We start from the raw sequence: 9,801 nt of genomic DNA, 5'->3' as shown, positions 1-9,801 counted from the left end.
GCCTTGTCGGACTCGATCAGGGTCTCAAACCCATAACGATACTGGTCGACGTCGATGCGCTTCACGCGCTCGACCGTCTCTTGTACGGCTGGCATTCCATCCTCCGCTCGCGGTTTCAAGGACCGCGGTGGATCAAACTTGGTCGAGTATTACGATATTTCTCTGCGGAAAGCACGGGCTTAGAACCGTTCGAGCCGTGTTTCGTCGCTTAGCCCTTAAGTAGGGTATTACCAAGCTTTCGCCAAGCCTCTAACGCCCTGTTGATGTCCTCCGGCTCCGTGGACCAGCCCAGACTGAGACGCACCGCTCCCTGCGCGACCGCAGGATCGTAGCCCATGGCAGACAGGACGTGGGATGGTTGGACCTTTCCAGAGGAACAGGCCGAGCCGGAGGAGACTGCGATACCCTCCAGGTCGAAGCCGATCACGGCAGTTTCGGCCTTCAGGCCTGACGCAGTGAACAACACGGTATTCGGCAACCGCTCCACGTCGTCGGCAAAGATCGTCGCTCCGGCTATGCCGCGAAGGCCATTTTCCAAATGATCCCTGAGAGTTGCCATTCGCTTCACATCCTCCGGCAGAGCTTGAAGCGCGGCCTTCACCGCCGCCCCGAAGCCGGCGATGCCCGCGACATTCTCGGTTCCGGCCCGACGGCTGAGCTCCTGCCCACCGCCCCGCAGCACCGGATCCAGGCCGCCGATTCCCTCGCGCATCACCAGTGCGCCAACCCCCTTGGGGCCGCCGATCTTGTGCGCAGAAAAGGTGGCAAGGTCGGCACCTACGGCATTGATGTCGAACGGGATTTTACCGAGCGCCTGGATCGCATCCACGTGCAGGAGGCCGCCCGCCGCGTGGACGATGCCTGCGGCCTCGGCAACGGGCTGGAGCGCACCGGTCTCGTTGTTGGCGGCCATGATCGAGACCAGGGCCGGCGGGCCGTCCTTGAGCTGCAACTTCAGATGCTCGAGGTCGACCACGCCGGAGCGCGTGACTTGGATCAGGCCGATCCTGTCCGCCGGGAACCGGCCGCCGGCGAGCACCGAAGCATGCTCGACCGCCGACACCAGCAGCCGCTCGGCTGGGCCGCCAGAGGGCCCCCGCAACCCCGGCGAGAGCGCCAGCGCATTGGCCTCAGTTCCAGCGGAGGTGAAGACGACGTTGCGCGGTTGCGCACCGACCGCCGCCGCGAGCGCGGCACGCGCCTCCTCGACCAGCCGTCGCGCCTCCCGTCCCTCGGCGTGGACCGATGACGGATTGCCGGCCAAATCCCAGGCGGCCAGCATGGCACTGCGCGCCTCTGCGCGCAGTGGCGTGGTCGCATTCCAATCGAGATAGACGCGGCTCGGCATAGGGTAATATATTACTTGCTGAGGAACCGTGGCCTGTTGGCCCGCCCGCGGGACATGGCGCGCCCTCGCGCGCTTGGCAACCGGGATTCCACCTCCGCGGCGCCCGATGACGTGGCCATGACATGCTAACACCTTGAGCCCATTGGGTGATGTTCAAGATGCTTGCTTTTTGACCCTCAGCCTATGTTAGAACGCGCACCGTCAAGTCACCGCGCGCTCTCAGCGCATCACCGCAAGGCGCGCCTTCTCACCCTTCATTCGCGCTTCCATCGGCACCTGCCGATGAAGCTACAATCGGTTGATTGCTAGGGATCATCTCTCCAGGAAATCAATCAAGAGATCACCGATGCCCGAAGTCATTTTCACCGGCCCTGCTGGCCGTCTCGAAGGCCGCTATCACCCGGCCAAGCAGAAGAACGCGCCGATCGCGATGATCCTGCACCCGCATCCGCAGTTCCACGGCACGATGAACCATCAGATCGTGTACCAGTGCTACTACGCCTTCGCGCATCGCGGCTTCTCCGTGCTGCGCTTCAACTTCCGCGGCGTCGGCCGCAGCCAGGGCTCGTTCGACCACGGCACCGGCGAATTGTCGGATGCGGCCGCCGCGCTCGACTGGGCGCAGACCATCAATCCCGAAGCGCGCGCCTGCTGGGTCGCAGGGTTCTCCTTCGGCGCCTGGATCGGCATGCAGCTCCTGATGCGCCGGCCCGAGGTCGAGGGCTTCATCTCGATCGCGCCGCCGGCCAACCTCTACGATTTCTCGTTCCTCGCGCCCTGCCCGTCGTCGGGCCTGATCGTGCATGGCGAAAAGGACGCAGTGGTGCCCCCGAAGGACGTCAACACCCTGGTCGAGAAGCTGAAGACGCAGAAGGGCATCGTGATCGATCAGCAGATCATCCCGGGCGCCAATCATTTCTTCGACGCCAAGCTCGAACCGCTGATGGAAACCATCACGGCCTATCTCGACATGCGTCTGGCGAACGTGCGCTGAGGCAATAGCGCTTAGACCTTGTAGCCCGGATGGAGCGAAGCGAAATCCGGGGAACTTCATCCGCGGATACAAGGCCCCGGATTGCGCTTCGCTCCATCCGGGCTACGAAACCAACGTGCGCGCTCAGGCCGCGAGCTTGAGCAGATGCGCGTCGTGCTTCACGAGGAAAGTGCGGAGCAAATCCGGATAATTCACGTCGACCGCTGAGCGCACGCTCGGACGCTTCGTCAGCTCTGCTCGCCATGCGCGGACCTTCGGCACATCCCTGAAAATATCGTGCGCGGTCAGTTCGTCGAACAAATCGAAATAGCGGAATATCGGCGCAAACACCGCATCTACCAGGCTGAACGCGTCTCCCGCAAAGAACGGACCTGCGCCGAGCGTGGCCTCGACCCGCGCGAATTTCGCGACAAGCGCCTGGCGCTTGCTTTCAAAGATCGCCGGATCGCTCGTCGTCTCCAGGCCCCAGAGATCAGCGAGAATCGCCGAGCCGAACTCCATCCAGGCGCGGTGCTCGGCACGCTTCAGCGCATCCGCTGGATGCAGCTTCGCACCACCTTGCGTCTCCTCGATGTACTCGCAAATGACGTTGCTCTCGAACAGCGCGACCTCGCCCTCCCCGGTGGTCACCACCAGCACCGGCACCTTGCCGAGCGGCGACAGTTTCAGAAACCAGTCGGGCTTGCTGGCGAGATCAATGTCGATCCGCTCGAACGGGACGCCCTTCTCCTTCAGCGCGATCACCGCGCGCTGGACGTAGGGGCAAAGCTTGTGGCTGATCAGTTTGAGCGAAGCGGTCATGGCGAGGATCCCGACAATTAGATGCAACTGCATAAATATAGATGCACCTGCATTAATTCGTCAAGATGGATGCATCTGCATCAACGTTCATGCTCACGGCCGCGCCATGACCCCACCCGTCATCGGCATCGGCACGCCGGTGGTCGCCGGATAGGACAGCGGCAAGCCCTTCAAACCGCGCACAGCGAGGAAACCGAAGGCCTGCGCCTCGATGGCGTCGGAGGCCCAGCCGAGCGTCTCGGCGGCCTCGACGGTTGCCGAGCCCACCCGTTCCCGCAGCATCCGCAGTATGGTCAGGTTGCGGGCGCCGCCGCCGCAGACGATCCAGCTGCGCGGCCGCCGCGGCAGCAGCGGAATGATGCGCGCGATCGCGGCGGCGGTGAAGGCGGTCAGCGTCGCAGCACCGTCGGCAGGCAGCACGTCGCCGAGCTTCAGGGTGGCAAAATCGTTGCGGTCGAGCGATTTCGGAGGCGGCAGCGCAAAGAACGGCAGCTCCAGCGCCCGCGCGATCCAGGCTTCATCCGCCTTGCCGAGCGCTGCGAACTTGCCTTCCGCATCGAACGCCTTGTTCATCGTGCGGTACATGAAATCGTCCAGCAGCGCATTGCCGGGACCCGTGTCGCAGGCAATCAGCGCGTCGTTGCCGTCGATATAGGTGATGTTGGAGACGCCGCCGATATTGACCACGACGATCGGCTGCTCGCGCTCCAGCGAATGGGCGAGCGCGCGGTGGTAGACCGGCACCAGAGGCGCGCCCTGCCCGCCGGCCTCGACGTCGGCGGCGCGGAAATCATGCATCACCGGGATATGGATTGCCCTGGCCAGCGCCGGCGCATCGCCAATCTGCACCGTCAGCCGCTTTTCGGGCCGGTGCAGCACGGTCTGGCCGTGGAAGCCTACGATGTCGATGTCCTCCGGCCTCATGCGGTTCTGGGCGAGGAACGCAGTGACCGCCTCGGCATGGGCCAGCGTCACCGCACGCTCGGCATCGGCCAGAATGCCCGGCCGGGCGTCGCGCTGCGAAAGATGCACGGCCTCGCTCAATGCCTGGCGCAGCAGGTTACGCTCGGCCGGGCTATAGGCCCGGTAGCCGGACGGCCCGAACGCCTTCACCTGCTTTCCGTCGGTTTCGATCAGCGCGACATCCACCCCATCCAGCGAGGTGCCGCTCATCAAACCGAGTGCCGTCAACATCATGGATCAGCGTCCTCAAGAGACCCGCCCTGGCCTGCCGATCTTGTGCCAGAGGGACACATCTTATAATGCCAACGCGCCAAGTGGCGGGCGGTCATCGGGTTCCCGCGGAAGACCCTTAAACTGCCCCCAAAACAGTAAACCAAGAATTGTCAGGCACGCCGACAGATGACTGCATTTAAATCGGATTTCCTCAACACCGTGCAGGAACGTGGCTTCATCCACCAGTGCTCCGATTTCGAGGGGCTGGACGCCCTCGCCGCCAAGGGCGAGGCGACCGCCTATGTCGGCTACGATTGCACCGCCCGCTCGCTGCACATCGGCAATTACCTGACCATGATGATGCTGCACTGGCTCCAGCAGTCCGGCAACAAGCCGATCACGCTGATGGGCGGCGGCACCACCATGGTGGGCGACCCCTCCGGCAAGGACGAGACGCGCGCGATGCGCACCGTCGCCGAGATCGAGGCCAACAAGGAATCGATCCGCGGCGTGTTCGCAAAGGTGCTCCGTTATGGCGAGGGCAAGAGCGACGCCATCATGCTCGACAATGCGGAGTGGCTGACGAAGCTGAACTGGATCGAGATGCTGCGCGACGTCGGCCGGCACTTCTCGGTGAACCGCATGCTGACCATGGACTCCGTGCGGCTGCGTCTCGAGCGCGAGCAGGAGATGAGCTTCATCGAATTCAACTACATGGTCTGCCAGGCCTACGACTTCGTCGAGCTCGCCAAGCGCACCGGCTGCAAATTGCAGATGGGCGGCTCGGACCAGTGGGGCAACATCATCATGGGCGTCGATCTCGGCCGCCGCATGGGCACGCACCAGCTGTTCGCGCTGACGACGCCGCTGCTGACGACCGCGTCGGGCGCCAAGATGGGCAAGACGGCGCAAGGCGCGGTCTGGCTCAACGCCGACGCGTTCTCGCCCTATGATTTCTGGCAGTACTGGCGCAACACCGAAGACGCCGACGTCGGCAAGTTCCTGAAGCTGTTCACGACGCTGCCGATGGCCGAGATCAAGAAGCTCGAAGCGCTCGGCGGCTCCGAGATCAACGAAGCCAAGAAGGTGCTCGCGACCGAGGCAACCGCGCTGCTGCACGGCCGTGACGCTGCAAACGAAGCAGCGGAGACCGCGCGCCGCACCTTCGAGGAAGGCGCGCTCGCCGAAAGCCTGCCGACCGTGGAAATTCCGCGTGGCGAGATCGACGCCGGTCTCGGCGTGCTCAACGCCTTCGTCAAGGCAGGGTTGGTTGCCTCCAACGGCGAAGCGAGGCGCCAGATCAAGGGCGGCGGCCTGCGCGTCAACGACGCGCCCGTCACCGACGAGAAGATGGCACTGTCCGTCGGCAATCTGACGCCGGAAGGCGTGATCAAGCTGTCCTTCGGCAAGAAGAAACACGTGCTCATCAAGCCTGCATAGGCGTATGAGCTTTTCACTGCTTGTCAGGGCGCGCCGAAGCGCGCTCCCTGACGGCAATGGACCAGAACGCGCCCAAGGAAACGACAGCGGAAACGAGCAAGGACCAGGTCGGGAGCACCCAGCGGAACGCGGTGCGCACCGCGCTCCTCGTGCTTTGCCTGTGCTTCACGCTGGCTGTTCTTGGCCGCGGACTCAGCGAGAGCTTCACAGTCTTCCTCAAGCCGATCTCCGAAAACCTCGGCTGGGATCGCGCCCAGGCCGTCTCTATCTACTCCCTCACCTGGCTGGTCAGCGGGATGACCGCGCCACTGGTAGGCCGCCTGTTCGATCATTCCGGGCCGCGCGTCGTCTATGCGCTCGGGTTGCTCTTGCTCGGTTCGGCCTTTCTGATCGCGAGCCACGCGCAGGCACTCTGGCAATTCCAGCTTTCGATCGGCATCTGCGTCGGCATCGGCGTTGCCTTCATCGGCAACGTACCCAACTCGATCCTGCTCGGGCGCTGGTTCGGCCCAAAGCTGCCGACCGCCATGGCGGTGGTCTATTCGGCGATGGGCGGCGGCGTGCTGGCACTGCTGCCGGCCTCGCAGCTGCTGATCGATCGTCTCGGCTGGCGCGAAACCTACCAGGTCTACGGCATCGCCGCGCTCGGGCTGCTGGTGCCGCTGCTGCTCCTGCCCTGGCGCATGTTCGCGGCCGGCTCACCGCACGTCGCCAAGAAGAGCGATCCGGATTTCGTCGACAACGGCTGGACGCTTCTGAGCGCGATGCGACATCACGCGTTCTGGGCGCTGTTCTCGACCTTCTTCTTCACCGCGGTCGGCATGTACGCGATCGCGGCGCAGATCGTGACCTATCTGATCGACGCCGGCTTTCCGCCGCTCCAGGCCGCGACCGCCTGGGGTTTTTCGGGCGTCGTGCTGGTGTTCGGCATGCTCGGCGTCTCCGCACTCGACGGCCTGATCGGACGCCGGCCGTCGGTGCTGCTCAGCTACGCGATCTCGATCCTCGGCATCGTTCTGCTCTGGCTGCTGCAGTACTATCCGAACGTCATCCTGCTTACCGGCTTCGTCGTCTGCTTCGGCAGCATGATGGGCTCACGCGGACCGCTGATCACGGCAACCGCGATGAAGATCTTTCGCGGCAAGCGCGTCGGGACGATCTTCGGCACCATCTCGATCGGCAGTGGATTGGGCTCGGCCTTCGGCTCATGGAGCGGCGGTCTCATTCACGACGCAACGCACGGCTACGATCTCCTGCTCGCATTCGCGCTTGCGAGCGTCATCCTCGGAATGATTCCATTCCTGGTCGTCCCCGCCTTGCATGAATAAGTTTCCCCGACGTAACCTGCACCCCTTGGCATCACCGGGATATTACGGAGCAACGCGACGAACACCTTCAAAAAAACCGGCCGCGTCCGGCTGAAGGTGCAAGCCTGCTTTGTTTTGCCCGACATGACGAAAATGTCAGCGTGGAATTGATCCTGGGTGGCTTGCGAGACCAAACTGAATAAGCTCCAAGTCGCGCATTGGATGGAGGGCACAAACCAATGGACTTTCCCTATCTCACTCGCTTTCAACCGGTTCTACTCAGCCTGTTTCGCTTCATCACCGGCCTCTTGCTGTTTCAGTACGGCGTCGCCAAGCTGTTCAAGTTTCCGGCCGTTCCGATGTTCGCTAAAGTCGAACTGATGTCGCTTTACGGCGCTGCCGGGACACTCGAGCTGGTGCTCGGCGCTCTGCTGATGATCGGCCTGTTCTCGCGACTGTCAGCCTTCATCCTGTCCGGTGAAATGGCGTTTGCCTACTTCATGGGCCACATGTTCAGGGGCGAAACGCCGGTGTTCCTGCCATTGCTGAACAATGGCACCCTCGCGATCCTGTTCTGCTTCGCCTGTCTGTACCTGTCGGCAGCCGGCGCTGGCCCGATCAGCTTCGACCTGTCTCTTATACACGTCGGCAGCGTCAGATGTGTATAAGAGACAGGGACGCGCTGAAACGGCACCGGCAGAGTCCCGGTGCCGTTTCAGCGCGTCCCCAGCACGTTCCAGATGAGAACGAGGGCCGCGACGAGCAGCACGGACATGACGATGCGATGACCGAATCGGTTCATTGCGGGTCCAGCCAGGCTCTTTAGCTACCTAATTCCAGCATCGATTCTCTTCCCAAAACCGGTTGGAGCGAGCCGGCAAGCCGATTTGCCTGCACGATTGCGCACCAGCCTGCGGCAGCTCTCCCAGGTCAGGCGCCGCAAGCCTACGTTCATGATTGGTAAGAACTTCATGCTACCCAGGCGAGCAATAACAACCATTGCGTAGGGGCTGTGATGAAGCTGCTGAGTCACCTGAAGATCCGCACGAAGCTTGCCAGCATGGTCTGCCTTGCGGCTCTCACAGTCACGGCCATCATCGGCGTATCGGCCGTGCTCAGCAAGAGCCGCATGATGGAAGACCGCGTCCAGCAGATGCGGACCGCCGTCGAGCTTCTCTACAACTACGCCCAGGCGCTCCAGGACGAAGTCACCGCCGGCAAGCTCACGCAAGCCGAGGCCAAGACCCTGTTCCACCAGCGCGGCCGCCGCATGAACTTCAACGGCAACCAGGGCTATCCGGTGGTCTACAATCAGGACTCCTCCCTGGTCGTGAACGGCGCCAATCAGCAGCTCGAAGGCAAGATCACCGGCGCCAAGGATTCCAACGGCGTGCTCATCGCCGACGCCATCATCAAGGCCGGCAACGAGACCGCGCAGGGCGGCGTGACCTCCTATCTCTACCCCCGCCCCGGCCAGACCGAGCCGGTCCGCAAGACCGTCTACGCGCGCAAATTCGCACCCTGGAACGTCACCATCAGTTACGGGCTCTATGTCGACGACATCGACGCCGACGTGCGCGCGCTGACGCTGGAGCTGGCCGCGATCGGCATCGGCCTGATGCTGCTGATGGCGACCATGTCCTGGCTGATCGCCCGCGACGTGCTCGGCGCGCTCGACCGTCAGAAGACCCGCATGCAGGTGATCTCCGAAGGCGCCATCGACGAGCCGGTCGAGGAGACCGGCCGCGGCGACGAGATCGGACGCATGGCCGAGACCCTCGAAATCCTGCGCCAGACGGCATTGACAGCACGCGCGCTGGAGGCCGAGCAGGCCGCCACCAAGACGCGCACCGAGCAGGAGAAGCGCGAGGCCCTGATCGCGCTTGCCGACCGCTTCGATGCCTCCGTCGGCCAGCTCGTCGGCCTGATGGCCTCCGGCTCCGGTGAGCTCGAGGCCACCGCCCAGTCCATGTCGTCGACCGCCGAAGGCACCAACCGCCGGGCCGCCGTGGTCGGCTCCGCCGCCACCGAGGCCAGCCAGCGCGTCCAGACGGTCGCGGCTGCCGCCGAGGAGCTCTCCTCCTCCATCACCGAGATCAGCCGTCAGGTCGCGCAATCCGCCGAAGTCACGGGACGCGCGGTGGACAGCGCCCGCCGCACTGACACCATCGTCCGTGCGCTCTCCGACGGGGCCCAGCAGATCGAGCACGTCGCCGAGCTGATCTCCAGCATCGCGGCACAGACCAACCTGCTCGCGCTCAATGCCACCATCGAGGCCGCACGTGCCGGCGAAGCCGGCCGCGGCTTTGCCGTCGTCGCCTCCGAGGTGAAGTCGCTGGCGAGCCAGACCGCGGAAGCCACCCGCGAGATCGGCGACAAGATCGCCCAGATCCAGGGCGCCACTAGGGAGGCCGTGGACGCGATCGGCGGCATCACCGCCACCATCGAGGAGGTCAGCCGCATCGCAACCTCGATCGGCGCAGCCATCGAGGAGCAAGGGGCCGCCACCGCCGAGATCGCCCGCAGCGTCTCGCAGACCGCGGAGGCGACCAAGGAGGTCACGACCAATATCGGCGTCGTCAGCACCGCTGCGAACGAGACCGGCAACGCCGCCGGCATGGTGCTCGCCGCCGCCTCGAACCTCTCCAAGCAGGCCGAGCAGCTCTCGGGCGAAGTCGGCACGTTCCTCGCCGGCGTGCGCGCGGCGTAAGCGCCGCCATCATCTGAATATCACT

At 63.9% G+C, this 9,801-nt stretch carries 8 protein-coding genes; 5 read left to right on the top strand and 3 right to left on the bottom strand.

Features of this window, described 5'->3' with window-relative positions; translation table 11 throughout:
* Positions 1 to 208: 208 nt before the first annotated feature.
* Positions 209 to 1,348 (bottom strand): cysteine desulfurase family protein, encoded by a 1,140-nt coding sequence (locus AX729_RS05965; RefSeq protein ID WP_061021050.1) that lies wholly within the window; start codon positions 1,346 to 1,348, stop codon positions 209 to 211.
* 346 nt (positions 1,349 to 1,694) lie between these two features.
* On the opposite strand from AX729_RS05965, the gene AX729_RS05960 reads away from it, so the two are divergent.
* Entirely contained in the window at positions 1,695 to 2,342 is a 648-nt protein-coding gene (locus tag AX729_RS05960) for an alpha/beta hydrolase (protein ID WP_024337874.1), read from the top strand.
* A gap of 123 nt (positions 2,343 to 2,465) precedes the next feature.
* Here AX729_RS05960 and AX729_RS05955 read toward each other — a convergent pair whose 3' ends face one another.
* Both AX729_RS05955 and AX729_RS05950 read right to left on the bottom strand, forming a co-directional pair.
* On the bottom strand, positions 2,466 to 3,143 hold the full coding sequence (locus AX729_RS05955; protein WP_061021048.1) for a glutathione S-transferase family protein: 678 nt from the start codon (positions 3,141 to 3,143) through the stop codon (positions 2,466 to 2,468).
* A 93-nt stretch (positions 3,144 to 3,236) separates the two neighbouring features.
* Complete coding sequence (locus AX729_RS05950) at positions 3,237 to 4,340, bottom strand: anhydro-N-acetylmuramic acid kinase (RefSeq protein WP_061021046.1); 1,104 nt, start codon at positions 4,338 to 4,340, stop codon at positions 3,237 to 3,239.
* 165 nt (positions 4,341 to 4,505) lie between these two features.
* Here AX729_RS05950 and tyrS point away from each other — a divergent pair, with 165 nt between their 5' ends.
* The 4 genes from tyrS (at position 4,506) to AX729_RS05930 (ending at position 9,776) form a co-directional block, all read left to right on the top strand.
* A complete protein-coding gene (gene tyrS, locus AX729_RS05945) occupies positions 4,506 to 5,759 on the top strand; it encodes a tyrosine--tRNA ligase (RefSeq protein WP_061021039.1) in 1,254 nt (417 codons plus the stop codon).
* A 56-nt stretch (positions 5,760 to 5,815) separates the two neighbouring features.
* Positions 5,816 to 7,087 carry an MFS transporter gene (locus AX729_RS05940; protein WP_061021037.1) on the top strand — a complete coding sequence of 424 codons (1,272 nt, stop codon included), beginning with the start codon at positions 5,816 to 5,818 and terminating at the stop codon, positions 7,085 to 7,087.
* Positions 7,088 to 7,305: 218 nt separating this feature from the next.
* Positions 7,306 to 7,734 (top strand): DoxX family protein, encoded by a 429-nt coding sequence (locus AX729_RS05935; RefSeq protein WP_061021035.1) that lies wholly within the window; start codon positions 7,306 to 7,308, stop codon positions 7,732 to 7,734.
* A gap of 347 nt (positions 7,735 to 8,081) precedes the next feature.
* A complete protein-coding gene (locus tag AX729_RS05930) occupies positions 8,082 to 9,776 on the top strand; it encodes a methyl-accepting chemotaxis protein (protein WP_061021033.1) in 1,695 nt (564 codons plus the stop codon).
* The last annotated feature ends 25 nt before the right edge of the window (positions 9,777 to 9,801 follow it).

The sequence above is a fragment of the Bradyrhizobium sp. CCH5-F6 genome, from assembly GCF_001556045.1.
Classification (GTDB): Bacteria; Pseudomonadota; Alphaproteobacteria; order Rhizobiales; family Xanthobacteraceae; genus Bradyrhizobium.
This window is presented reverse-complemented; position numbering and strand designations above follow the sequence as displayed.

Bases quoted from the DNA above. Each gene is read 5' to 3' on its own strand.
- AX729_RS05965 (WP_061021050.1), bottom strand. From the start codon at position 1,348: ATGCCGAGCCGCGTCTATCTCGATTGGAATGCGACCACGCCACTGCGC.
- AX729_RS05960 (WP_024337874.1), top strand. From the start codon at position 1,695: ATGCCCGAAGTCATTTTCACCGGCCCTGCTGGCCGTCTCGAAGGCCGC.
- AX729_RS05955 (WP_061021048.1), bottom strand. From the start codon at position 3,143: ATGACCGCTTCGCTCAAACTGATCAGCCACAAGCTTTGCCCCTACGTC.
- AX729_RS05950 (WP_061021046.1), bottom strand. From the start codon at position 4,340: ATGATGTTGACGGCACTCGGTTTGATGAGCGGCACCTCGCTGGATGGG.
- tyrS (WP_061021039.1), top strand. From the start codon at position 4,506: ATGACTGCATTTAAATCGGATTTCCTCAACACCGTGCAGGAACGTGGC.
- AX729_RS05940 (WP_061021037.1), top strand. From the start codon at position 5,816: ATGGACCAGAACGCGCCCAAGGAAACGACAGCGGAAACGAGCAAGGAC.
- AX729_RS05935 (WP_061021035.1), top strand. From the start codon at position 7,306: ATGGACTTTCCCTATCTCACTCGCTTTCAACCGGTTCTACTCAGCCTG.
- AX729_RS05930 (WP_061021033.1), top strand. From the start codon at position 8,082: ATGAAGCTGCTGAGTCACCTGAAGATCCGCACGAAGCTTGCCAGCATG.